Origin of the sequence: Methylovorus mays (genome assembly GCF_020531915.1) — a bacterium.
GTDB lineage: Bacteria > Pseudomonadota > Gammaproteobacteria > Burkholderiales > Methylophilaceae > Methylovorus > Methylovorus mays.
Genome location: NZ_JAJAVG010000007.1, coordinates 172,008 through 197,910, shown reverse-complemented (window position 1 = coordinate 197,910; position 25,903 = coordinate 172,008). Strand labels below are relative to the sequence as shown.

Annotated in this window: 20 protein-coding genes and 1 CRISPR repeat array (1 of these 21 running past the window's edge); of the genes, 19 read left to right on the top strand and 1 reads right to left on the bottom strand. The window is 52.3% G+C overall.

Annotated elements, in window-relative coordinates:
- Positions 1 to 9: 9 nt before the first annotated feature.
- From motB to cheZ, 13 genes are all read left to right on the top strand, one after another.
- Positions 10 to 942, top strand: coding sequence for a flagellar motor protein MotB (motB, locus tag LG203_RS09530; RefSeq protein WP_230345553.1), 933 nt, complete (start codon positions 10 to 12; stop codon positions 940 to 942).
- A gap of 64 nt (positions 943 to 1,006) precedes the next feature.
- Positions 1,007 to 1,555 carry a chemotaxis protein gene (locus LG203_RS09525; protein ID WP_230345552.1) on the top strand — a complete coding sequence of 183 codons (549 nt, stop codon included), beginning with the start codon at positions 1,007 to 1,009 and terminating at the stop codon, positions 1,553 to 1,555.
- Positions 1,556 to 1,627: 72 nt separating this feature from the next.
- A complete protein-coding gene (locus LG203_RS09520) occupies positions 1,628 to 1,993 on the top strand; it encodes a response regulator (RefSeq protein ID WP_015829621.1) in 366 nt (121 codons plus the stop codon).
- Positions 1,994 to 2,066: 73 nt separating this feature from the next.
- The gene (locus LG203_RS09515; protein ID WP_230345551.1) at positions 2,067 to 4,427 is read left to right on the top strand and encodes a chemotaxis protein CheW; all 2,361 of its coding nucleotides are present in this window, start codon (positions 2,067 to 2,069) and stop codon (positions 4,425 to 4,427) included.
- Complete coding sequence (locus LG203_RS09510) at positions 4,424 to 4,921, top strand: chemotaxis protein CheW (RefSeq protein WP_159356031.1); 498 nt, start codon at positions 4,424 to 4,426, stop codon at positions 4,919 to 4,921. Before LG203_RS09515 ends, LG203_RS09510 begins: the two co-directional genes overlap by 4 nt.
- Before the next feature lie 62 nt (positions 4,922 to 4,983).
- A complete protein-coding gene (locus LG203_RS14425; protein ID WP_328486863.1) occupies positions 4,984 to 7,749 on the top strand; it encodes a methyl-accepting chemotaxis protein in 2,766 nt (921 codons plus the stop codon).
- A 369-nt stretch (positions 7,750 to 8,118) separates the two neighbouring features.
- A complete protein-coding gene (locus LG203_RS09495) occupies positions 8,119 to 8,361 on the top strand; it encodes a hypothetical protein (RefSeq protein WP_015829625.1) in 243 nt (80 codons plus the stop codon).
- Positions 8,362 to 8,788: 427 nt separating this feature from the next.
- Complete coding sequence (locus LG203_RS14420) at positions 8,789 to 11,416, top strand: methyl-accepting chemotaxis protein (protein WP_230345550.1); 2,628 nt, start codon at positions 8,789 to 8,791, stop codon at positions 11,414 to 11,416.
- Between the two features lie 380 nt (positions 11,417 to 11,796).
- Entirely contained in the window at positions 11,797 to 12,690 is an 894-nt protein-coding gene (locus tag LG203_RS09485; protein ID WP_230345549.1) for a CheR family methyltransferase, read from the top strand.
- A 2-nt stretch (positions 12,691 to 12,692) separates the two neighbouring features.
- Positions 12,693 to 13,298, top strand: a complete 606-nt coding sequence (gene cheD / locus LG203_RS09480) for a chemoreceptor glutamine deamidase CheD (RefSeq protein ID WP_230345548.1) — start codon at positions 12,693 to 12,695, stop codon at positions 13,296 to 13,298.
- Positions 13,299 to 13,346: 48 nt separating this feature from the next.
- Positions 13,347 to 14,423: a protein-glutamate methylesterase/protein-glutamine glutaminase gene (locus LG203_RS09475; protein WP_230345547.1), complete on the top strand. Its 1,077-nt coding sequence runs from the start codon at positions 13,347 to 13,349 to the stop codon at positions 14,421 to 14,423.
- Between the two features lie 147 nt (positions 14,424 to 14,570).
- The gene (gene cheY, locus LG203_RS09470; RefSeq protein ID WP_013441654.1) at positions 14,571 to 14,969 is read left to right on the top strand and encodes a chemotaxis response regulator CheY; all 399 of its coding nucleotides are present in this window, start codon (positions 14,571 to 14,573) and stop codon (positions 14,967 to 14,969) included.
- Position 14,970: 1 nt separating this feature from the next.
- Positions 14,971 to 15,636, top strand: coding sequence for a protein phosphatase CheZ (gene cheZ, locus LG203_RS09465; protein ID WP_230345546.1), 666 nt, complete (start codon positions 14,971 to 14,973; stop codon positions 15,634 to 15,636).
- 133 nt (positions 15,637 to 15,769) lie between these two features.
- Here cheZ and LG203_RS09460 read toward each other — a convergent pair whose 3' ends face one another.
- On the bottom strand, positions 15,770 to 15,964 hold the full coding sequence (locus LG203_RS09460; protein WP_230345545.1) for a heavy-metal-associated domain-containing protein: 195 nt from the start codon (positions 15,962 to 15,964) through the stop codon (positions 15,770 to 15,772).
- A 414-nt stretch (positions 15,965 to 16,378) separates the two neighbouring features.
- Here LG203_RS09460 and LG203_RS09455 point away from each other — a divergent pair, with 414 nt between their 5' ends.
- The 6 genes from LG203_RS09455 to cas2 all read left to right on the top strand — a co-directional run bounded on the left by LG203_RS09455 (position 16,379) and on the right by cas2 (position 24,526).
- Entirely contained in the window at positions 16,379 to 17,578 is a 1,200-nt protein-coding gene (locus tag LG203_RS09455; RefSeq protein ID WP_230345544.1) for a tyrosine-type recombinase/integrase, read from the top strand.
- 259 nt (positions 17,579 to 17,837) lie between these two features.
- On the top strand, positions 17,838 to 18,044 hold the full coding sequence (locus LG203_RS09450) for a helix-turn-helix transcriptional regulator (RefSeq protein WP_230345543.1): 207 nt from the start codon (positions 17,838 to 17,840) through the stop codon (positions 18,042 to 18,044).
- The gene (locus tag LG203_RS09445) at positions 18,041 to 19,807 is read left to right on the top strand and encodes a replication endonuclease (RefSeq protein WP_230345542.1); all 1,767 of its coding nucleotides are present in this window, start codon (positions 18,041 to 18,043) and stop codon (positions 19,805 to 19,807) included. Before LG203_RS09450 ends, LG203_RS09445 begins: the two co-directional genes overlap by 4 nt.
- Before the next feature lie 161 nt (positions 19,808 to 19,968).
- Positions 19,969 to 23,277, top strand: a complete 3,309-nt coding sequence (gene cas9, locus LG203_RS09440) for a type II CRISPR RNA-guided endonuclease Cas9 (protein ID WP_230345541.1) — start codon at positions 19,969 to 19,971, stop codon at positions 23,275 to 23,277.
- Between the two features lie 2 nt (positions 23,278 to 23,279).
- The gene (gene cas1, locus LG203_RS09435) at positions 23,280 to 24,203 is read left to right on the top strand and encodes a type II CRISPR-associated endonuclease Cas1 (RefSeq protein ID WP_230345540.1); all 924 of its coding nucleotides are present in this window, start codon (positions 23,280 to 23,282) and stop codon (positions 24,201 to 24,203) included.
- The gene (gene cas2, locus LG203_RS09430) at positions 24,194 to 24,526 is read left to right on the top strand and encodes a CRISPR-associated endonuclease Cas2 (protein ID WP_328486859.1); all 333 of its coding nucleotides are present in this window, start codon (positions 24,194 to 24,196) and stop codon (positions 24,524 to 24,526) included. Before cas1 ends, cas2 begins: the two co-directional genes overlap by 10 nt.
- A 38-nt stretch (positions 24,527 to 24,564) precedes the next feature.
- A CRISPR array of direct repeats spans positions 24,565 to 25,903; the repeat unit is 37 nt; unit sequence GAGTTTATCAGGCATTCCGATGGTGGGGTATCGGAAC (it continues 172 nt past the right edge of the window).

The window sequence follows — 25,903 nt, the reverse complement described above, 5'->3', positions numbered from 1 at the left end:
GAGTCTGTCGTGGCAGAAGATACCAAGCCGATAATTGTCAAACGCATCAAAAAAGTGGCCGGTGGCCACCACGGGGGCGCATGGAAAATTGCCTATGCCGACTTCGTGACCGCCATGATGGCGTTCTTTCTTCTGATGTGGCTGTTGGGGTCCACCTCCAAGGCCACGCTGGAAGGCATTTCCGAGTATTTCAAGATGCCGCTCAAGGTTGCGCTGCAAGGCGGGCCTTCGGTCGCAGCCAGCGATTCGGTACTAAAAGGCGGCGGCAAAGACCTCACCAAAAAGCAAGCGCAGGTAAAACCTGTCGATGGGCCTAAAGGAAAGCAAAAAGAGGTCGATATAAAAGATGCGAAGACTGCTCTGGAGAAGGCAGAACAGGCAAAACTGGCGGAATTGAAACTCAAGATTGAAGAGGCGATTGATGCCAGCGCCACCTTGAGCAAGTTCAAGAAGCAGTTGCTGATCGATATTACGTCAGAAGGGTTGCGCATCCAGATCGTGGATGAGCAGAACCGGCCGATGTTTGCTTCTTCCAAAGCCGAGTTGCAGCCTTACGCCAAGCAGATTTTGCATGAGATCGGCAACATGCTGAACGATGTGCCAAACAAGATCAGCTTGTCAGGACATACCGATGCTGTGCCTTACCCCACGGGGGATAAAGGCTACAGCAACTGGGAGCTTTCTTCTGACCGCGCGAATGCTTCGCGACGCGAGCTTGTGGCAGGAGGAATGGATGAGTCCAAGCTGTTGCGGGTGGTGGGATTGGCATCGGCATCCTTGTTTGACAAGGATAATCCGTTGAACCCGGTGAACCGCCGTATCAGCATTATCATCATGAACAAGAAGGCGGAAGAAGACGCGGTCAAGGATGAAGGCGCGACGGTCAATGTGCCGTCGGATAACGCCGCCATTGAAGTCCAGAAAGCGGCGACTGGCCAATGACGACATAGAACAACGACCGTACTGGTACTGAATGCGGCGAATAAAAATGAAGGATGATGGGAATATGCAGTCGGAGACAATACCAGTAGAAGAGCTGAGACAGTTGTTGGCAGGCGTGTCCGACCATGGGACACAGCATTTGCTGGAAGTCGAGGCCGATCTGATGCAAACCACCTACCTGCTGAGTGAGGCGATTGAAAAACTCGGCGCCTGTTTCATGTCTGTCCATGAGGCCGTCACGGCCCAGCAGCAGGAGCTGGATATTCTGCTGCAACAATCCCAACTCCCTGCGGAGCAGCAGCAAAAGCTGCTCCAGTATCGCGAGCACATCGCAAAAGAAGTCAACACGGCCGTTACCGGGCTGCAATTCCAGGATTTAACCAGTCAGCTTATTGCCAGAACCATCAAGCGCGTCAACGGGCTCAAGGAGCTGCTGAGCGCGCTGGCTACGCACGGCAATAGCATGGATAGCGAGCAGGAGCACCAGGAAATCGCCCGTCTGTTGCAGGAAATGAATCAACGCCTGAATAGCCGCAGTGTGGAGCTGTCGGGTGGTTTGCGTAAAGCGGTAGACCAGCACCATATGGGAAGTGGAGAAATTGAGTTGTTCTAAGGATTGAGATCGGCGGACTCATGGTATAGAGCAGTTCATGTTGGAATTTTAATTAACAAGCGAGTATGAAAAATGGCAAAAACAATTCTAGCAGTCGATGATTCGGGGTCTTTGCGCCAGATGGTGGCGTTTAGTCTGACGGCGGCTGGCTATCAGGTCGTGCAAGCCGTGGATGGCCAGGACGGGTTGAACAAGGCGCGCGATCAAGTGGTGGATCTGGTACTTACCGACCAGAACATGCCCAACATGGATGGGCTGACGCTGATCAAATCCCTGCGCGGCATGAGTAGTTACCAGAAGGTGCCCATCCTGATGCTGACCACCGAATCCAGCGACGAGATGAAGGCCAAAGGCCGTGCTGCCGGTGCCAATGGCTGGCTGGTCAAGCCGTTTGATCCCAAGCGTTTGATTGATGTTGTACAAAAAGTAATCGGTTAATACCTCTTTTTTCGACCTAATGAATATGCCAGTCGCATGATGCAATGCAGGCAAGCAAAAATGGAGTCAGCAAATGTCGATTGATATGAGTCAGTTTTATCAGGCTTTCTTTGATGAAGCCGAGGAATTGCTCGCCGAGGCGGAGCACTTGCTGCTTGCCCTCGATCTGGACAATCCCGACTCGGAAGACCTGAACGCCATTTTCCGCGCTGCCCATTCCATCAAGGGTGGTGCCGCCACATTCGGCATGACCGACATGGCAGAAATCACGCACGTCCTGGAAAACCTGCTGGACAAGATCCGCAAGAACGAGATGGCGTTGACCGGTGAGCATGTGGACACCTTTCTCGAAGCCAAGGATGTGTTGAACTCCCAGCTGGAAGGCCACCGCTCTGGTGCCGATGTGGACCGTGAGGTACAGGAAGAAGTCAAACGCAAGCTGAAGGCCCTGTCTGAAGGCAAGCCGGTCTCGGCTGCTGCGGAAGTGGCACCTGCAGCTCCTTCGGCACCTGCACCTGCGGCTTCCAAGCCCGCCGCTGCCGCTCCGGCTGCACCCGCAGACAAGATGCGTCATTACAATATCGACGTCAAAGCCTTGAGCGAAAAAGACACTGCCAACCTTGAAGGCGAGCTGGGTCTGCTCGGCGACGTCAGCAGCAAGCGCCTGGACAATGGGCATGTCGCCTTTTCGCTCAAAACAGAAGACAGTGAAGATGACATCATCTCCATCTGCGCGTTTATTGTTGAACCCGAAGATATCAAGATCACTCTGCAGTCTGGCGCTGCTGCGCCAGCGTCTGCTCCTGCCTCTGCGGATGGCAAGCACCGCTTCAACATTGAAGTGCCCGAGCTCAGCGACAAGGATGCAGAAAACCTGAAATCCGAGCTGGCATTGCTGGGCGACGTCAGTATCAGCAAAGCGGGCGGCAAAACCATCTTTGCGCTGACCACCGAAGACAGCAAGGACAGCATCGAATCCATCTGTTCCTTTGTGGTCGATCTCGATACGCTGGTGATCAAGGATGCCTCTGCGGCTTCGGCGCCTGCGCCAGCTGAAGATATGGCAGTTGCGTCCAATGGGTTTATTGAAGGCGATGGCTTTGGCTTTTTTGAGCCTATCACGCCACCACCTCCAGCACCCGCAGTCGAGGCAGAAGCTGCCAAGCCTGTCGAAGCTGCCCCGGCACCGGTCATTGAGAAAAAACCCGCCGCGGCCAAAAAGGAAGTGGAAAAAGCGGCCGCTGTCGAAACGACCTCGATTCGTGTCGGTGTGGAAAAAGTCGACCAGCTGATCAACCTCGTGGGTGAGCTGGTGATCACCCAGGCCATGCTGGAAGAACGCATCAGCAAGCTGGACCCTGTCACGCATGAAGACCTGCTGAACAGCCTGGGCCAGCTCACCCGCAACACGCGTGATCTGCAAGAGTCAGTCATGTCTATCCGCATGATGCCGATGGACTATGTGTTCTCGCGTTTCCCCCGCATGGTGCGTGATCTGGCTACCCGTCTGGGCAAGAAGGTGGAATTCGTCACCAGTGGTGCCGCGACCGAGCTCGACAAGGGCCTGATCGAGCGCATCGTAGACCCATTGACCCACCTGGTGCGTAACAGTATTGACCACGGTATCGAAGTGCCAGATGTGCGTCACCAGTCCGGCAAGAATGAAACCGGCCGCTTGTCGCTGTCTGCTTCCAATCGCGGTGGCAACATTGTGATTGAAGTGACCGATGACGGCGCCGGCCTCAACCGTGAACGCATTCTGAGCAAGGCCAAGCAGAGCGGCCTGCCGGTGAGCGATACCATGCCTGACAGCGATGTCTGGCAGCTGATTTTTGCCCCGGGCTTTTCCACGGCCGAGCAGGTGACCGATGTATCCGGTCGCGGCGTGGGCATGGATGTGGTGAAGCGTAATGTGAGCGCCATGGGCGGCGTGATTGATATCCGCTCGGCGCTGGGCTACGGCACCACCATGTCGATCTCCTTGCCGCTGACACTGGCGATTCTGGATGGCATGTCGGTTTCGCTGGGCGACAACATGTACGTGGTGCCACTCAACCTCATCGTGGAAACCATGCAGCCGCAAGCGACGGACATCAAGACCGTCACCGGTGCCGGTTTCATGGTGCATGTGCGCGGCGAATATCTGCCGATTATTCCGCTGTATTCCCTGTTTAATCAGCCTACCCAGATCACCAATCCGGTGGATGGTGTGCTGGTGATCATCGAAGCCGAAGGCAAAAAAGCCGCCCTGTTTGTCGATGGTCTGGTTGGCCAGCAACAGGTGGTGATCAAGAGTCTGGAAACCAATTACCGCAAAGTGCCCGGTATTTCCGGTGCCACCATCATGGGCGACGGCTCGGTCGCGCTCATCCTGGATGTGCCCACCATTATCAAAATGGGCCAGAACAATAATTCTGAAGGAGTGTATCAATGAGCAGCATCACGGAAAGTGGTAACAACGACGGCGTTACCAATGCCAAGGAATTCCTGACCTTTGTACTGGGCAACGAAGAGTACGGCCTGGAAATTCTCAAGGTGCAGGAAATCCGTGGTTACGACGCCGTGACCAAGATTGCCAATACGCCTGACTTCATCAAGGGCGTGGTCAATCTGCGCGGTCGTATCGTGCCGATTGTGGATCTGCGCATCAAATTCAATCTGGGCAAGGTGGAGTACAACGAATTCACCGTGGTCATCATCCTCAACCTCAATGGCCGCATTGTCGGCATGGTGGTGGATGGCGTATCCGACGTGATGAGTCTGCAACCCAACCAGATTCGTGCAGTGCCCGACATTGTGGCCAGCATTGATACCAAGTACATCGTGGGGCTGGCATCGGTGGAAGAGAAAATGTTCATCCTGGTGGACATTGAGCAGTTGATGAGCAGTACAGACATGGAGCTGATGGATAGCGTCGCCATGCATTAAGTGAAGCACCTTGCCGAGCGTCGCGCCGGCACATAACTATAAATTTGAGGAGTATGCACATCATGAAAATGACTGTCGCAAATCGTATCAAGCTGTTGATTGCTTCTGCAGTAATCGGTCTGCTGATCGTGGTAGCCATCGGTCATGTTCAGACTGGGCGGGTATTCGACAAAGCCAACTATGGCAACGAAAACACCACGCCAAGTGTCGCAAGTCTGGGCCTGATACAAGAGTATTTCCAGCGCTACCGCATCGTGGTTCTGCGCCATATTCTGGATACCGAGCCTGCGGAAATGGTCAAGGATGACAAGCGCCTGGTGGAACTCAAAGGCAAGCTCGACGATGAATTGAAAAACTATGGCGATAATTACATCAGCAATGATGAAGACCGCCAGATGTATGACAAAACCAAGGCAGACTGGGATAAATATCAGCAGCTATTGCAGAATGTGCTGAGCCTTTCACGTGCAGGTGAGCGCGATCAGGCCGCCGCACTGCTGAAAGCGCAGGCCGATAATATTGCCCGGGATCTTACCGCCCATATCGAAAACCACTTCAAGCTGAACATGACAATCGGTACTACCGCAGCGGATGATGCCTTGGCAACAAGCCATAGCGCCACCATTATCAATCTTGTGGTGGCTGTACTGGTGACTCTGGCTGTGATTGTGATTGGTATCTTCATGCTGCGCGCCATCATGCGTCAATTGGGCCAGGAGCCAGCAGAGCTGGCTGAAATGAGCCGGAAATTTGCTGCGGGAGATCTGAGCCAGAAAATCACGGTGGCGGAAGATGATAAATCCAGCGTGGTGTACTCCATGCGCCGGCTGCAGAAGACCCTGCAAGGCCTGACCGACTCTCTCAATTTTGTCAGTGCCGCGCACGAAAAAGGCGATATTGATGAGAGCTTGAAGGCCGATCTGTTTGAAGGCTTGTTCCGTGACGTTGCCAATGGCGTCAATGGCATGGTTGGCGGCCATGTAGCCATGATGCGCAAGACCATGGCTACGGTTGAAGGCTTTGGTGCGGGCAATTTTGATGCGCCGCTGGAGAAATTCCCGGGCAAGAAAGCCTTCATCAACGACACCATTGAAAAAGTACGCAGCAACATCAAGAGCTTTATTGCGGACATGAACCACATGTCGCAGGAGCATGATGCCGGTGATATCGATGTGCAGATGGATGTGAGCAAATACCAGGGTGCCTATGCCGAGATGGCCAATGGCGTGAATACCATGGTAGGCGGTCATATTGATGTGAAGAAGAAATCCATGGCTGTGGTGCGTGCCTTTGGTGAGGGTGATTTGACCGCGACCATCGAGCAGTTGCCTGGCAAGAAAGCTTTCATCAACGAGGCGATAGAAAAAACCCGTGCTCAGTTGAAGGCCGCTGGCGAGGCTGCCCGTTTTGCCGAACTGATCAAGACCAGCCTGGACAATGCCGCTGTCAGTGTCATGGTGGCCGACCCTGATGGCATCATCATCTACATGAACAAGTTTACCGAAGACCTGATGAAGCGCTCCGAAGCCAATCTGCGCAAGCAATTGCCAGCGTTTGATGCCAACAACATCATCGGCCAGAACTTTGACATTTATCACAAGAACCCTAGCCACCAACGCAATATGCTGGCCAGCCTGCACAGCCCTTACGCTAGCGAAATTACGGTGGGCGAGCAGATCTTCAAGCTCAATGCTTCGCCCATCTTCAGTTCCAATGGCGAACGCATGGGCACCGCCGTGCAGTGGATAGATCGCACGACCGAGGCGCATGCCGAGCACGAAATCGGCGAGATCGTGAAAGCCGCTGCCGATGGTGACTTCAGCAAGCGTGCGCGCAGTGATGGGCGTGAAGGCTTCTTCAAGCTGGTGGCTGAGGGCCTCAACCAGACCCTGGATACCATCATCGCACCCATCAGCACGGTAAAAGAAGCCGCAGACGCGATCAACACCGCCGCGAAAGAAATTGCCCAGGGCAACTCCGACCTGAGCCGCCGTACGGAAGACCAGGCATCGTCGCTGGAAAAAACCGCTGCCAGCATGGAGCAGTTAGCGTCTACCGTGAAGCAGAACGCCGACAACGCCAAGCAAGCCAACCAGCTCGCTTCTGCGGCATCCGGTGTTGCCGTGAAGGGTGGCGAAGTAGTCGCCGATGTGGTCTCCACCATGAGCGCCATCAACGACAGCGCCCGCAAGATCGAAGACATTATCTCGGTGATTGACGGCATTGCCTTCCAGACCAACATCCTGGCACTGAACGCTGCGGTAGAAGCCGCGCGTGCTGGTGAACAAGGCCGCGGCTTTGCCGTGGTGGCAGGCGAAGTGCGCAACCTGGCCCAACGCTCTGCGGCAGCTGCCAAGGAAATTAAGGAACTGATCAACGACTCGGTCAGCAAGACCACCGAAGGCACCACTCTGGTGGAAAACGCCGGCAAGACCATGGAAGAAGTGGTGCAGTCTGTGAAACGCGTATCGGACATCATTGGCGAAATTGCCGCCGCCTCGCAAGAACAGAGCGCTGGTATTGCCCAGGTGAACGACGCCGTGATCAAGATGGACGACGTGACGCAGCAGAACACCGCGCTGGTGGAAGAGGCTGCTGCGGCAGCGGAATCGCTGGTTGAGCAGGCCACTGCGCTGACCGATGCCGTGGCCGACTTCAAGCTGCGTGAAGGCGATGTCCGCGCACCTGCCGCTGCCAAGATGCTGTCCCGGCCAGAAGTACGAAGCAACCCGGCTCCGCGTCCAGCGCCTGCCAGATCGGCTGCTGCGCCAGTGCTGAAGGTCGCGTCCAAGGCCAGCGTGAATGAGGATGAGTGGGAAGAGTTTTAATGCAAACATCATGATTGCATCTCAGTGAAGTAAAAAAAGCCCCGGATTTCCGGGGTTTTTTTTGCATAGGAGTTCAGCCTATGCAGTCTGTAATCAAGTGTAAATGCTGTAAAAAATCATGAATATATGCATTTTGTAGCTGTTTTTTGAATTAAAGCCCTAAAGTTTTTCAATGCATTGATTTAATTGAATATTTTTTGTCTTATTCCATGTATTCCCGTCAATATCGGGAAACTTTATTGTTAATGATGTGTAATTTTCCTAAAGAAATCCGAGGGTTAGGTCGTAGCAGGTTCAGATGGTGATGATCGAGAAGTGAGCGCCTCACCAGTCTGCAGTACCTATATATCCCTACATGGAGAATGACAAATGACAAAGATGATCGTAGCAATCGTTTCCTTGGTAGCTGCAATGGCAGCATTCAATGTACAAGCTGAAGAAGTGTGCAAGGTCAGCGTAATGGGCCGTATCTGCACCAATGACAACAGTGCTGAAACCGCCGCTCACATGAAGGGCAACGCTGTGGCCGAAGCGGAAGCCAAGAAGCTTGCTGCTACCACCAAGGATGGCAAGACCGTTCTGGTAGATGCCAAGGACGTGCAGTCCAAGTAATCCAGCACCCCGGGTAGCACGTGCCCGAGAGCCAAGTCTCATCTCCGCGACCACCGCTCTCGCACTGATAGCTCCCAAGATGTACTAACCGCTTCTTATTGAAGCGGTTTTTTTTTGCCAGTACCTGGGGCGTCATCCAGCATATTGCCCAGACAGGGCCGTGGCCACATGGCCTGCATGGCATAAATAAGCTGTAAATACGCGCTTGTTCATGCGATGACCGGATACTGCAAGCCGCTATAGTCTGGCAATGGGGTAAAACCCTGCACAGGACAGGCGCGATGCACTGAAAAAAATGCGTTAAAGATTCAAGTTCTGCGGAATTTACACGTAAGAGATGTAGAAGCTTGTAGCTCGGTTTGCCGAGCGCTGTACCGGATCAATGCCATGGCATGAAACAACATAAAAATGAAGTCGGAGAAAAGAAATGACTGTCGCTAAGCGTATGTATCTTTTGATGGCGGTTGCCATTCTGGGGCTGGTGTCCTTGGCCGGGTTGGCCTATCACCAGATTAATCGGGTCTATGACATCACCAACTTTTCCAATGTGAATGCCATGCCCAGTATTGTCAGGCTCGATGAAGCGCTCAGCGAATTTGAAGAGCTGAATACCCTGGTATGGCAGCACATGACCAATCAGGACAATGCCAAGAAGGCCGAGATCGAGACCAAGGTCGCGGCAGCGCATGTACGTCTGACTGATACCCTGAAAAAATACGAAGAAAACCACCTCCACGAGGATGAAGACAAGCGCATGCTGCAGACAGATCGCCTGCTGCTTGCCGACTATGACACCCTGGCCGGCAATGTGCTGACCTTGTCGCTTGCCAACAAGCACGATGAAGCTCGCGATGCGCTGCTCGCCGGTGAAACCACCATTGCCAAACTGCAGAAGGCGATTGCGGATCATCGTCAGCATAACGTGCAATTGGGTATCCAGAGCGCGGATGAAGCTGCTGCCATCAAAGCCAGTGCAACCGAGTTCATGATCATTATCGCCATCGTGGCTCTGGCTCTGGTCACCGTGATCGGCTTCATGATCATCCGCACCCTCATGCGTCAGCTCGGTGGCGAGCCCGCCCTGGCTGCCCAGGTGGCCAAACGTATTGCGGCGGGTGATTTGCATGTGGCGATCAAGCTGGCCAATGACGACAAAAGCAGCCTGATGTATTCCATGAAGCAGATGACCGACACCATCGTCACCCTGCTCAAGGATCTGGAAGCCCTGGCTGACCAGCACGAAGCAGGCAATATGCGTGCGACCATTGTCAGCAGCCGCTTCAATGGCGAATTCAATACCCTGGCTGACAAGATCAACCACATGGTGGGCAATTATGCTGACGTACTGAATAAATCCATGTCATGCATTACGGCGTTCTCCCAGGGCGATTTCACCAAGACCCTGCAAACCCTGCCAGGTGACCTGGCCTTTATCAACAAGGGCGTGGAAGGCCTGCGCCAGAATATCCAGACCCTGATCTCCGATATGCATTACATGTCGACCCAGCACCGTGAGGGCGAGGACGATGTGGTGATGGATATCAGCAAATACAGCGGCTCCTATGCCGAAGTTGCCGCCGGTGTGAACAGCATGGTCGGCGACCATATTGAAGAGAAAAACAAGATTGTGAGCTTCGTGACCGCCATTGGTAACGGTGACTTCACCATCAAGGTCGATCCATTCCCCGGCAAGAAGGCTTCCATCAACAAGAGCCTGGAAAAAGTCCGTGGCAACCTGCAAGGCCTGATTGACTCGATCAAGTGGGTCAGCAACGAGCATGAGCAGGGCAATATCGACATGACGCTGCATGCGCACCTGTTCAAGGGTGACTTCAGCAAGGTAGCCGAGAACGTCAATATCATGGTGGGTGGCCATATCCAGCTGATGGAAAAAGCCATGGCCTGTGTCAAAGCCTTTGGTGAAGGTAACTTCAATGCCGAACTGGAGCAGTTCCCTGGCAAGAAGGCGTATATCAACGAAACCGTTGAGCAAGTGCGCAAAAACCTCAAGGCCTTGAATGAGGATGTAGAGATGCTGGTGCGTGCCGCCAATGAAGGCCGCGTATCGGTACGTGCCGATGCCAGCCGCCATCCTGGCGACTTCCGCAAGATTGTGGACGGCGTGAACGAAACGCTGGAAATGATCGTCGGTCCGATCAGCACAGTGAAGGAAGCCGCGGATGCGATCAACACGGCTGCGAAAGAAATTGCCCAGGGCAACTCTGACCTGAGCCGCCGTACGGAAGATCAGGCATCGTCGCTGGAAAAAACCGCAGCCAGCATGGAGCAATTAGCCTCCACCGTGAAGCAGAACGCCGACAACGCCAAGCAAGCCAACCAGCTCGCCTCCGCCGCCTCTGGTGTGGCTGTAAAGGGTGGCGAAGTAGTCGCCGATGTGGTCTCCACCATGAGCGCCATCAACGACAGCGCCCGCAAGATCGAAGACATCATCTCGGTGATTGACGGCATTGCCTTCCAGACCAACATCCTGGCGCTGAACGCTGCGGTAGAAGCCGCCCGTGCCGGTGAGCAAGGCCGAGGCTTTGCCGTGGTGGCAGGCGAAGTGCGCAACCTGGCCCAACGCTCTGCGGCTGCTGCCAAGGAAATCAAGGAACTGATCAATGACTCGGTAAGCAAGACCACCGAAGGTACCACCCTGGTGGAAAATGCCGGCAAGACCATGGAAGAAGTGGTGCAATCGGTCAAACGCGTATCGGACATCATTGGCGAAATTGCTGCGGCTTCGCAAGAGCAGAGCGCCGGCATTGCGCAGGTGAACGACGCGGTGATCAAGATGGACGACGTGACGCAGCAGAACACCGCGCTGGTGGAAGAGGCTGCGGCTGCGGCCGAATCGCTGATGGAACAAGCGAATGGCCTGTTGAATTCGGTAAGTGTATTCGTGCTGGATGGTCAGGCTGCGCCTGCCGCTGTTGCCGCCACTACGCGTCGGCCTGCCATTGCCGCACCGGCAGGTCGCCCCGTGCCTGCGCCTCAGCCCAAGCTGCAAGCGCCAGCCAAGACCGGTACAGATGACGAGTGGGAAGAGTTTTAAGGCGGTAAACGCGATACGCTGACAGGCCGGAGTCTGATTTTTCCGGCGCCAGGTTTGTCAGTGCAATAACCGAGAGGTAATGCCAACACAGGACATTGCCCAGTGCCAGGTGGAGAGAGCCATGCATTATCCTGTTTTTGATTCGGCTAGGTCGCCTGATGATGGCTGCGCTGCTGGTCTATGCTACGTGCGACCTTCCACCTGCCATGTTCATTATGTGCCATTGGACCTAAGGGGTGCAGTTTGCGGCAGCGTCTGATTCCCTGTCGCACATATTCATGCGATGCTGTTTGCGATGTTGCCCGCAGGTTAGAGAGCGATCAGATCATGCTGACCGGGTGGCAAGCGCTTGATGGGTTGAAAAGAAAACAAGGTTAAATATGGTAACGAAATCCAGCCATGGTGGTGAGCGCGAGTTCGAGTTTACGCAACAGGACTTCGAAAAAGTACGGAAATTGATTTATGCCCGTGCTGGTATCTCATTATCCGAAGCCAAGGTCGATATGGTCTATAGCCGGATCGGCCGCCGTCTGCGTGCCCTGGGCATGAATTCGTTCAAGTATTATCTGGATGCGCTGGAAAGCAATGCCAATCCGGACGAGTGGGAAGCTTTTACCAATGCGCTCACGACCAATCTGACCTCGTTTTTTCGCGAGGAGCACCATTTTCCGGTGCTGGCCGAACATCTGGTCCATTTGCAAAAACCCATTACCATCTGGTGTTCTGCCAGTTCGACGGGCGAGGAACCGTACTCGATTGCCATGACCGCATGCGAAGCGTTTGGCACCCTGCATCCGCCTGTCTCCATTATTGCTTCTGACATTGATACCAATGTGCTGGCGACTGCCGCGCGTGGTGTGTATCCGGAAGACCGTATCAGCAAGATGTCCCCCGAACGTTGCAAGGCGTTCTTCCTGCGGGGCAAGGGCGCGCAGGAAGGCCTGGTACGCGTGCGCAATGAATTGCGCGACCTGATAACCTTTCAACAGGTGAATCTGCTGGCAGATGACTGGCCCTTGAAAGAGCCGTTTGACGCGATTTTCTGTCGCAATGTCATGATTTATTTCGACAAGCCGACACAGGCCAAGATCATTAGCAAATTTGTGCCGTTGATGAAGCCGCATGGCTTGCTGTTTGCGGGCCATTCTGAAAACTTCCTGTACGTGTCACACGACATCAAGCTGCGTGGGAAAACCGTCTATGAGCTGAATCCTGCCTCCGCAGGTGCGGCCACGGAGTCTGCCTTGAGCCGACTGGCAAGGGAGACGGTGTAACTATGGTAGTGAATGAAGAAATCTCGACGTCGCTCTACTACGATCGCACCTTCGATTGCGATGCCGCCAAGATATCACCCGGCGAGTATTACTACACCGACAAGGACATGGTGATTGTCACCGTGCTGGGTTCCTGTGTATCGGCCTGTATTCGCGATACCGTCTCCGGCATAGGCGGCATGAACCATTTCATGTTGCCCGATGGCGGCAATGCCGATAAAGACAACCCGGCGTCGGAATCCATGCGCTATGGCGCCTATGCCATGGAAGTGCTGATCAACCAGCTGTTGCGCAATGGTGCGCGCCGCGAAAATCTCGAAGCCAAGATTTTTGGTGGCGGCAATGTGCTGCGCAGTTTTACTTCCATGAACGTGGGCGAACGCAACGCGCTGTTCGTGCGCCAGTTCCTCAAGGATGAAAACATCAAGGTCACCGGTGAAGACCTCAATGATATCTATCCGCGCAAAGTCTACTTTTTCCCGAAAACGGGTAAAGTATTGGTCAAGAAGCTCAAGCAGCTGAACAATTACACGCTTATCAAGCGCGAAGAAACATACGCAAGCCGCCTCAAGACGGACAGTGTGGGTGGTGAGGTTGAGCTGTTTTAACCATTAATCAACATATAACAAAAAAAATTAGGGAAGAGATTACGCAGAATGAAGATCAAAGTATTGGTGATAGATGACTCCGCCTTGATACGCAGCCTGTTGACGGAGATCATTAACAGTCAGCCCGACATGGAAGTGGTCGCCACTGCGCCGGATCCGTTGATCGCGCGTGATTTGATCAAGCAAACCAATCCTGACGTGCTGACGCTGGATGTGGAAATGCCGAAGATGGATGGATTGGATTTTCTGGAACGCCTGATGCGCCTGCGGCCCATGCCAGTGGTGATGGTCTCCACCCTGACCGAGCGTGGCTCGGAAATCACCATGCGCGCGCTGGAACTTGGCGCCATTGATTTCGTCACCAAACCCAAGCTCGCCATCAGTGATGGCATCCGTGAATACGCCGACCTCATTGCAGACAAGATCCGCGCTGCCAAGCAAGCCCGTATCTCAACCCTCGCGCCACGTAGCACCGCACCTGCCCCCGGTGCACCACAGCAGAATGCCTCCATCCGCAACCCGCTGATCAGTAGTGAAAAGCTGATCATTATTGGCGCCTCCACAGGTGGAACGGAAGCGATCAAATCATTCCTGATGGAAATGCCGCCTGACTGTCCAGGCATCCTGATCACCCAGCACATGCCAGCCGGCTTTACCCGCTCGTTTGCCAATCGCCTGGATTCCTTGTGTCAGATTTCGGTTGCCGAAGCGCAAGGTGGTGAACGTATCCTGCCGGGGCATGCCTTTATCGCGCCCGGCGACAAACATTTGCTGCTGGCACGCAGTGGCGCCAACTACGTCACTGAGTTAAGCGATGCCGCGCCGGTGAGTCGTCACAAGCCATCCGTGGATGTGCTGTTTGACTCGGCGGCCGCACAGGCTGGTAAAAATGCCATTGGCGTGATCATGACCGGCATGGGCAAGGATGGCGCCCTCGGCATGCGCGCCATGAAGGAGGCAGGTGCCTACAATTTTGCGCAGAATGAAGAGAGCTGCGTGGTCTATGGCATGCCGCGCGAAGCGGTAGCGCACGGTGGTGTGGATGAGGAACTTCACCTGCGTGACATGCCTTCACGCGTGCTGGCGTACCTGATGGCCAACAGCTCGCAGTCGCTGCGTGTGTAATTTTGCTAAGATGCTGATTAAAGCTTGCCCGGTTTTGGACGATAAACAAGGTAAGACCTTAATCAATGCTCGGTAACATGATTCAATTCGCTAACATCACGGATCAGCCTGATTGAATCATGGCAGCACATAACTATGGAGTTTTAGATGGCTAATCCAAATACCAAATTTCTCGTGGTTGATGACTTTTCAACCATGCGCCGAATTGTGCGCAACCTGCTCAAGGAGCTGGGCTATACCAATGTCGATGAAGCCGAAGATGGCGTCATGGCCCTCAGCAAGCTGCGTGGCGGCAATTTTGAGTTTGTCGTGTCCGACTGGAACATGCCGAACATGGATGGCCTGACCATGCTGAAGGAAATCCGCGCCGACCCCACCTTGTCATCGCTGCCCGTGCTGATGGTGACGGCAGAAGCCAAGAAGGAAAACATCATCGCCGCTGCCCAGGCCGGTGCCAACGGCTATGTGGTGAAGCCATTTACGGCTGCCACGCTGGATGAGAAGCTCGCGAAAATCTTTGAAAAACTGGAAAAGTCAGGGGCATAACATGAGCGAGCCTCTTACTTCTGAAGACAACAGCTCGTCGGCAGCTCCAGTGAATACCAACGACGAAATCCTCAACCGTATCGGCCATGTCACGCGGGCCCTGCACGACAATCTCTCCGGTCTGGGCTTTGACAAAATACTGGAAAAAGCCGCCTCAGAAATCCCCGATGCGCGCGAACGCCTGAATTATGTGGCCAAGATGACCGAGCAAGCGGCCGAGCGCGTGCTGAATGCCACCGATGTCGCCACCCCCCTGCAAAATGCCTTGTCGACCCAGGCAGCCGATCTGCAGAAGCGTTGGGATGCCTTGCTGGCAACCCCGGCGCTCAAGAGCCAATATGATGCGATTGCGACCGATACCATGGCTTTTCTGGATCAGACAGTGAAGAACACCTCTGAAACCAAGGACTTGCTGATGGAAATCATGATGGCGCAGGATTTTCAGGATCTTACCGGTCAGGTGATCAAGAAAATCACTACGCTGGCGCAGGATCTGGAACAGCAGTTGGTACAAGTGCTGATCGACTTCTCGCCAGGCCATATCAATGTGCCCAAGAAAGAAGCCGACACCGGCCTGCTGAATGGTCCACAGATTGACCCGAACGCGGTCGATGTGGTGGCGAGCCAGGCACAAGTGGATGATCTGCTCGATAGCCTGGGGTTCTGAACCCGCGCAGGATGCAGCTGTATCAGCGTGATGCTGACTGCAGTACTGAATGAAAAAAGCCGGCTGAAACGTCGGCTTTTTTATGGGCTGGAAATGGGCCTGGCGATCTGATGGCAGGCCACTGCTCCTATGGTTACCCTACTACCGTGTAACCCGCTTCTTCGATAATGGCAGCGACCTGCTGCTTGCTGAGCGCGCTTTCGGTTGTCAACTTGCCGCTGGCCAGATCGACCTCCACCCTGGCCCCGGCATCCTCGTTCTGAATCGCCCGGGTAACAGCATTAACGCAGCCGCCGCATACCATGCCTTCTACCTTGAATGTCTCCATGCGCTTTGCTCCTGACCTGATTTTCTGAAAAACCGATTATACTGATGATGCTGTTGTCATATGAGACTGGCGTTGCCGATAAAGGTTTTGCTTTCGCTGAACGACATGCAGGAATCCGGTGTGACGGCTGATGATAGCCGGGCAGTGTTGCCCGTGAATGTGAAGCAATCCAGGCAAATAAAAAAGGCCTGTGCAGAGCACAAGCCTTTGTTTTTGGTGGGAGATCGGGGGATCGAACCCCGGACAAACGGATTAAGAGTTCTATAAAATAAGTTTTATTGGATTTTATCGTGTTTTAAAATGTTTTATAACTTTATGTTTTTAATGAATTAATGTTTTATATTCATTGAGGACTGTTGACGTTGTTTTAAATATCCAGTCTACTATATGGCTACTAAATTACGGTTAGTAGCCATGGCACACAAACTCACCAAATCCCTTGTGGACTCCATCCCCAACCCCGACTCGGGGCAAATGTTTTACCGCGATACCGAATTGAAAGGCTTTGGGCTGCGCGTCGGCACTGGCAGTAAAGTCTACTTCGCGGAAGGCAAGGTCAATAATAAAACGGTACGGGTAACCATCGGCCATCATGGTGTGTTTACCGCAGAGCAAGCCAGACAACAAGCCAAAAACATTTTAGGGATGATTGCCGGTGGCATTAACCCTAATGACGCAGATAAAGCCAAAAGGGCTAAAAGCGTCACACTTCAGCAAGTGTTCGATGCTTACCTTAAGGCACGTAATAGCCTAAAGCCCAGAACCGTCTACGATTACTCCCGTTTCATGAAAACCTATTTCGAGGAGTGGCAGAACAAGCCCCTAGCGGACATTACGAAAGACCTCATCGAGCGCAAGCATCGGCAGATTGGTGAACGCAGTGAAGCCCAAGCCAATCTTGCCATGCGCTTCATGCGCGCCATCTTCAATTTTGCCATTGGGCAATATGAGGACTCCGAAGGGAACCCGATTATTTCGGACAATCCGATCAAGCGCCTATCACAGACGCGGTCATGGTATCGCGTAGATCGACGGCAGACCGTCATTAAAGCCCATGAGCTACCTGCATGGTTTAAGGCCGTTAACGCACTTCCTGAGACCTCTAACGGCATTAATCGGCATGCGGTAAAGGACTACCTATTACTATTGATTTTTACAGGCCTACGCCGCGAGGAGGCTTTAGGGCTGAGGTGGGAATATGTAGACCTCAAGGCCAAAACCTTAACGGTGCCCGATCCCAAGAATCGACAGCCTCACACCTTGCCATTGAGTGACTTTCTGTTTGATCTGCTCAAAGCACGGTATGAGCAAAATCAGGGGCAAAGCTTATTCGTGTTTCCCGGTTCTGGTGCCAAAGGGTATATGGATGACCCCGGTAAGCAGATGAAAAAAGTGATTGAAGCCTCAGGCGTGTCGTTTACACCGCATGATTTACGGCGCACATTCATCACGATCGCGGAAAGCTTGGATATATCCGCGTATGCACTTAAACGATTAGCCAATCACAAAATGGCGAATGATGTGACTGCCGGGTACATTATTGGCGATGCAGAACGCCTAAGGGCGCCTATGCAACGGATAACGGATTATCTATTGGCCGCCATGAACGCCTAGCACAAGCCAACGCGCACTAAGAAAACACCCACCCCCCCAAATCGCGGAGGAATGCTTAGATGTGTGCGCCATCTGCATCAGTCACTATCACAGACAATCAATCACCAGCAAGTAAAAAATATTTTAAAAACTCAATTCCTCGAAAACCCGCATTAAATCAGCCTTCTTCTTTGTCAATGGGTGTATACGTATACACCCATCTACAAAAATATATCGTGCAGGCATTCTCGCATTTCCTTAACTTTGAAAGAGCGAGAACATGCAAGCACAACTACTTAACACCCAACAAGCAGCCCAATTCCTGGGCCTGTCTAAAGCCTTCCTAGAACGTGACCGCTGGGCAGGCGCTAAAGTCCCCTTCATCAAGATAGGCGCACGCGCTGTGCGCTATCGGCTGGAGGATTTGCAAGCCTATATCGAATCCCGCGTTCGCCTCTCCACCTCTGATACTGGAGTGCGCAAATGATCGCCGCCCAATTTTCCTATTTACCCAACGATGCCACGCCTGCGGAAATCATCGCCGCAAAGTTTGATGAGGACGGGAGCGACGTTAAGTTTCGTCGCAAGCCCCTACGTAGCCTCCCGGATAGCTTTGCTATTCCGGTAGCGCATACGTATACGGAGCTATATCAGATAAAGGGCCGCCGCTGGGCCAATCTGTATTTGCTGGATGTACAGGATGAGCTTGCCGAATTAGGCGTACCGCTAGCGGCTAACGATGATGACTTGAATGCCCGCGCAAAAGACTTGAGCCAGCGTTGTGCACGCCTTCGTGATACGGCCCCGAGTGAAGAAGCGGGGCTTTATGGCATACGGTATCTGTTACAGGAACGATTCAACCTTCATCCTGCGTTGCTAAATGAGCCGCTTCAGTCTGTTCCTGTAACGGTATCGGTAACCGTAGGCGGTACTGTTACAGGAACAGACAAAAAGGGCATGACGGTTACCGGGGCACTCAATCGCTTGTGTGATGAATACTGGTGGCGTCGTACGTTACGTAACGTATACGTACGTAACGTTGAAGGCTATGCCGTCAGCACAGGTCTCGTGCATCGTAACGGCTACATATACGTTAGCGATGAATCCTATAAATTTATCCAACAGCAGAGCCAACGTAACATACGTACGTTAAAGAACACCTTCGCCGTTAACGAGAGTACGGGCGAAGAGGTTTCGTTATATGAGCTGGCTGAGAAGAGCCAGGCCAACCCCAAACTAAGGCGCGGGGAATTAATGGTACGTATACGTGGCTTCGAAGAGGCCAGTAAAGAGCTCGGTCATGAGGCCATGTTCTATACCATCACCTGCCCATCCCGCATGCATCGGTATAAATCGCGGGTAGATGCCAAAGGCAATATCAAAACCTATCTCAATACAAAATACGACAAGACCACACCTCGGGAAGCCCAGAAGTATCTAAGCAAGCTATGGGCGCAGATACGGGCGCAACTGGCGCGAGAGGGCATCTACGTATACGGCTTCAGGGTAGTTGAGCCACACCATGACGGCACGCCACATTGGCACTTGCTGTTATTCGTTAGCCCTAATCAATCTAATCGCCTCACCGAAGTATTGCGCGAATACGCGTTAAAGGCGGACCCCGATGAACGCGGAGCCGCCGAACATCGCTTTAAAGCCGAGAAAATCGACCCCGCCAAGGGCAGTGCAACGGGCTATATCGCCAAATACATTGCTAAAGGTCTTGATGGCTATGGGATGGATGTTGACCTCTACAACGAAGACGCCAAGCAATCGGCGAAGCGCATCGCCGCATGGGCGCGCACATGGGGTATTCGTCAGTATCAGCAAATTGGTGGGCCGCCTGTCGGCATCTATCGGGAAATGCGACGACTCAAGAAAGCAGAGTTGAGCCCTGACATGCAGGCTATCTGGGAGGCTGCTGATAAAGGCGACTGGAAAACCTTCATGGCGCTTATGGGTGGCCCGTTAGGCAAGCGGAAGGAAATGCCTGTGCAACTTGCCAAGGTATGGAGCGACAAGCCTAACCGTTACAGGGAGCCGAGTGGCAATCAGATCATTGGCATTGAGTGCGGCACAGTGGTTGTGCCAACGAGGTTAGAGCAATGGAGCATTACCTTTAAGGGGAAGCGTGAGGTTATCAAGCCAATCCCATTGGTGCAAAACATGCTAGGCCAAAGTGCAGCGGAGAGCCTAGGCGATAGTGCGGGTGGGGTTAGGGGCTTTTTAGCCCCCTTGGAGTTCTGTTAATAACTGTACCTTGATTATGCAAATGAAAACGGCGACCGAAGTCGCCGTCTTGTATCGGTGGGGTTGGTTTTTCAACCTTCCCCTTGTTACCGATAGTCCCCACCATCGGAATGCCTAATACGCTATTATGTTACAACAAAAATAAGCAGAAGGGGCAAGTAATGCGCTATCGGCTAGGATTGGATGTTGGTACTGCATCATTGGGCATTGCCGCAGTTTCTTTAAATCACAATAACGAACCGCAGGACTTGATATGGTCTGCAATCAGGATTTTTGACGAGCCTTTGGAGAAAAGCCAAAGTGGTTTAATTTCCAAAAAAGCTGGTCGCCGTGCGGCTCGAATGCAACGTCGGCAAATAGATAGAAGAAGTGGCCGGACAAAACGTATTGCCGCGCTTGCTAAACTAATAGGTATTGCTATCGCCCCCTCAATCGATAGCGGCTCGACACTGCTTGAGGTTCGAGCTCGTGCGGCGCGCGAGCAAATTGATCTTTCAGATTTGATGCGGATATTCATTCGCTATGGAAAGCGGCGAGGGTATGCAGGTGAATTCCGTCATAAAAAAGAAAATGCAAAGCTAGGAGAGGTTGAAGGGGGCAGCAAGGACCTCGAAGATCAAATGAAAGCGTTGGCCGAATCGCGTGGGGTAACCGCCATTACGATTGGGGAATATCTATATCATCGATGGCAACAAGGATTGCCAACCAAGCTGAAGATCAAGGAGAACCGTACGGATGACAGCAGCCCTTTGCCCAATCTGTATGCTTTGCGTAAACAGGTCGAAGCAGAGTTTGAGCAAGTTTGGCAGACACAATCGGCATTTTATCCATGTCTACAATCGCAACACGATGGAGTATCTGTCAAGGAAATTTTCCACGCAGCGATTTTTCATCAGCGCTCATTAAAGGGGGTTGGTAGTATGGTTGGTCAATGTGGACTTGAACCCACGTTGTCCCGTGCACCACGTGCGCAACTTGCTTTTCAGCATTTTCGAATTGAGAAAACTCTAGCTGATTTGCGTTGGGGTGCCGGAAAACGTGCTACAGCCCTGAGCGGTAATCAAAAAGCCGTGATTCGCAGCTTGCTGGACGAAAGGGATGTGGTTGGCTTCAAAGCCATATACGATGCTCTCGAAAAAAACGGCTGCCAAAAACCGGAAGGTCTCGGCTTAAATCTTGACCGCTTGAGCCGAGACGAATTGCCGGGTAACAAGACCAATCATGTATTTCGCAAGCTGGGGCTTTACGACGAGTGGTGTAGTTTAGGCAAACGGACACAAGTACAAGCAATTAATTTCCTTGCCGACCTTGGCTCTCCAGAGCAACTAGACGACCCGCTCTGGCATATACGCTTTTCCAAACAAGACGGTACGCAACGTTTACTTGATCCAGAGTTTGTAAACTTCATTAATAGGCTCAAGCAGAGCGAGAAATTCGACCACCTAGTCAAGATGGGCTTTGATGGAGGACGTGCATCTTATTCTATAAAGGCGCTTAATCGCCTGACGGAATGGCTAGCCAATCCTTGGTGGCCAGAGAACGGGAAAAATGATATGCGACTCGATGAAGATGCCGCTATTCGTGCGTGTTACCCTAAATCGCAAGACCAATCCCGAGTCCAGCTAACCCGGTTGTCTGCCCCAAAGCTAACAGGCAATGCCGTGGTGGATGGCTCCCTACGTCAGATACGTTTTGTTATCAACCGCATGATTGATGAATTAGGCGCTCCGCCTTATGAAATCGTAGTGGAAATGGCACGTGAGATGAGTGTGGGCGTTAGCAAGCGCAACGAGCGCGAAAGCGAAAACAATAAAAGCCGCGCGGCTCGAAAAGATGCCGAGAAAGCTATCAGTGACCATGGAGCGACCGTAACATCGTCAAGAGTGCGTCGCTACTTATTATGGCGTGAGCAAGGCGAGAAATTCTGCCCTTATTGCGAGCGCACAATCACATTGGCCGATGCGCTTAACGGAGCCGAAACGGAATATGAACACATCCTGCCCCGTTCATTAACACAAGTCGGTATGAAGCGTAGCGAAATCGTGCTCGCGCATCGTAGTTGTAATCAGGAGAAAGGCAATCGCACGCCTTATGAGGCATGGGGCCAAGGTCGCGACAACGCACGCTGGGCAATCATTGAGCATCGCGCGGAGTGGTTCGAAAAAAATCGGCAATTTCGCAAAGCCAGACTGCTACGACTTCAGAATTTCGAAGTCGAAGTCTTGAACGACGAATCCATCGCAGGATTTGCCGACCGTCAATTTCATCAGACTTCGTGGATCGCAAAGGAAGCTGCGCTCTGGCTGCAAAGCATCAGCGCCAAGCCTGTATCCGTCTCACGAGGCGAACTCACGGCAATGCTGCGGCGCAAATGGAAACTAGAAACCGTTATTCCGCAAGCTCGCATCACCGAAAACCTACCGATATTGGATGAGGAGGGGAGCGTTATTACGCCGGAAGAATTTGAGCGTTATCGTGGCGTATGGGAAGGTCATCGCGCCAAGGATAAATCTCGACATACCGACCGCAGACTTAACAAGCGAATTGACCACCGTCACCACCTGATTGATGCCATCACTATAGCATTGACATCGCGAAGTCTGTTCCAGCGAATGGCACAGCAATACAAGCTGGACAGCGAGCTTGTTGCCAATGGAGAGCGGCCCCGCCTGCAAGTGGTGGAGCCACCACTGAAAAACATCCGCGAGCTTGCCTTGCATGCAATTAAGAATTGTCCGTTATCCATTAAACCGGATCATTACCCAGATGGAGCTATGTTTCAGGAAACAGCTTATGGTGTTGCTCAAAAAGATGGCGAGGATAAATTACGGCTCACCTTACGTACGTCACTGGCAACGTTAGTGGATCGCAAGAAAGGTACTGTCGAGCAGGCCCGAAAGGCTATCTCTAGTATAGTCAGCGATACCATTCGCGAATTAATTTTTAAAGTATTCGAGACACGTATAGCAACTGGTTATACAGCGCCGGCTGCGTTGGCTGAACCAATTTACCAAACACTCTATGGCAAGCCCATCCAAGTTAAAAAAGTTTGCTGCTATACAGATAAGTATGCCGAGGATGTCATGTTGATAAGGCACGTCAGCAAAGATGGTCGAGAGCATATAAAACGTCTTTTACACAATGGTTACGCTTATCTTGAAACAGAGATCAGCGAGGGACGTATTATTCGACAAGCTCCTGTAACTATCCAGCAAGCAATTAGGTACAAGAAGCAGAAGACCGCAGAGGGGGTCAAGCGACTTTATAAAGGCGACACGGTAATCGATATGGAAGATGGTAAAACTTATCGAATCTGTTTTTTTAAGGCCGCAGGCACCATCGCATTACTTCCAATTTGCGAACCAAGGTCGTTTAAAGAAGCAAATGAAAAAGCCTCGAAAGAGTGCAAGGTAGGAAAAACTGTGTCCTTCCGTCCTGCCGCAAGACGTTTGAAAGTGGTTAATCTGTAGCCATGGCAGAGCATCGCATCCTGCTAATCGAGAATCCTGCCTCCTTGTCGGTTGACCTAGGTAGACTCCGCATCCGACGTGAAGGTTATTCCGATAGTTTCGTATTGCCGCTCGACATTGCGGTGCTGTGCCTCCACCACCATACCATCCAAATCAGCGTACATGCTTTACGTGTTTTGGCCGAAGCTGGGGCTGGAGTAGTTGTAACGGATGCGATGCATCTTCCCTGCGCTTGGATGCTTCCTAGTGTGGGCAATGGTGACTTGGTGAGGCGCCTACGTCAGCAAATAGAGCTGGATGCACGAGAGCACAAAGGCATCTTATGGCAAGCTATTGTGCAATCGCGATTGAGCACTCAAGCTGCAAACTTGCGGACATTGGGTCGTAAGGGTGCATTGCGGCTGGAGCGGCTGGTCAAAGAGGTAGCGCCGGGAGATGCTGGGAAGTGTGAAGGCCAAGGGGCACGTCATTATTGGAGCTACTTATTTAAACACGATTTTAAACGTGAGAAACAAGGTGCAGAAGATAACATCAATGCCCGGCTAAATTTTGGTTATGCAGTTTTGCGCTCTATGGTTGCTCGTTCTTTGGTCATGGCTGGACTAAATCCTGCGCTAGGCTTGGGGCATTGCAGTACGGAAAACCCTTTTAATCTGGCTGATGATTTTATCGAACCGTATCGGTTTGTTGTTGAGCGGCATATTGCATCAGGCACATTCGGCGATTTTGATGGTTTGGCTCGTAAGGAGTTGCTTAGATTTGTCGAACAGGAAATCAAACTTAATGGAGCAGGTTATCGTCTACCCGCCGCAATAAATGAAACTATTGCCAGTTTTGTCAGGATACTGGATAAGCGTGCTGAAAAGCTGATTTTACCGGAGGATGCTTTGCCTCTAGCGTTATCGTCTGGCAAAGCATGGGCGTAAACGGCTGGCGCGTTATGTGGGTGATATGCGTTTACGACTGCCCAATGACTGATGCCGAAGCTAGGCACGACTACACTGTATTCCGTAAAAGGCTATTACAGGAAAATTTCGTGCAACTGCAAAACTCACTTTATGTGCATCATTTCCCGACGCTGGCGGTAGGCGAGGCGACCATTATCCGTTTGCGCGGTCATATCCCCGCTGGCGCTCAAGTCGTTTTTTTTATAGTGACCGACAAACAATACGGCATGACACGAGAGTTTTTTGGCATCAACCCCACAAGAAAAAAGCCCAACATGCCAGAGCAAGTTGAGCTTTTCTAATTAAATAAAGCTATATATCAGTTAGTTACAAACAATCAGAGTTTATCAGGCATTCCGATGGTGGGGTATCGGAACAACGATAGTTCCATTTACATCGTCAATTTGGAGTTTATCAGGCATTCCGATGGTGGGGTATCGGAACAACACGTCCCCGACGAATATGCGAGAGGTGGAGTTTATCAGGCATTCCGATGGTGGGGTATCGGAACCGTGTGCTGGCTGGCATGTCATCAGCGTTAGAGTTTATCAGGCATTCCGATGGTGGGGTATCGGAACTCACGATTGTTGATTACTTGATGATGTCCAGAGTTTATCAGGCATTCCGATGGTGGGGTATCGGAACACCACCCCGGCAATTGACAACGGCATTGTGGAGTTTATCAGGCATTCCGATGGTGGGGTATCGGAACTGCATCTGCGCTTGCTGCTGTAGCTCGGCAGAGTTTATCAGGCATTCCGATGGTGGGGTATCGGAACTTATGGCACGTTGCCCCCGTCAAGTGTGTCGAGTTTATCAGGCATTCCGATGGTGGGGTATCGGAACTAAAGATTGCCGTTACAGCAGGGACCGTATGAGTTTATCAGGCATTCCGATGGTGGGGTATCGGAACACAGCAGAAGGTGGGGCTGGAGGTGCAGATGAGTTTATCAGGCATTCCGATGGTGGGGTATCGGAACCAGCGACTTGATGGGATCGGGGAAAGGTATGAGTTTATCAGGCATTCCGATGGTGGGGTATCGGAACATCCAGACTCGCGATATAGCTGCTGAAACTGAGTTTATCAGGCATTCCGATGGTGGGGTATCGGAACGAAGTCATTGAGAACATCGACCGAGTGGTAGAGTTTATCAGGCATTCCGATGGTGGGGTATCGGAACGAAGTCATTGAGAACATCGACCGAGTGGTAGAGTTTATCAGGCATTCCGATGGTGGGGTATCGGAACTCAAGGATGACAAGAATAGCGATTACAACGGAGTTTATCAGGCATTCCGATGGTGGGGTATCGGAACTCAACGCTATTGCTCCACGCCAATCAGCGCGAGTTTATCAGGCATTCCGATGGTGGGGTATCGGAACAAGATAGGCCAGCTAGACCCTACGCGTATCGAGTTTATCAGGCATTCCGATGGTGGGGTATCGGAACAGGTTATTGCTCGGCTTTGGCGAAAGAAATGAGTTTATCAGGCATTCCGATGGTGGGGTATCGGAACGGAGCGGCTACAGGCCATTCACAACGCCGAGAGTTTATCAGGCATTCCGATGGTGGGGTATCGGAACATGCTTGGCGAACAGGCAGTTTTGAATAAGGAGTTTATCAGGCATTCCGATGGTGGGGTATCGGAACTGACGCAATAAGGAGCTGCTACCATGGCA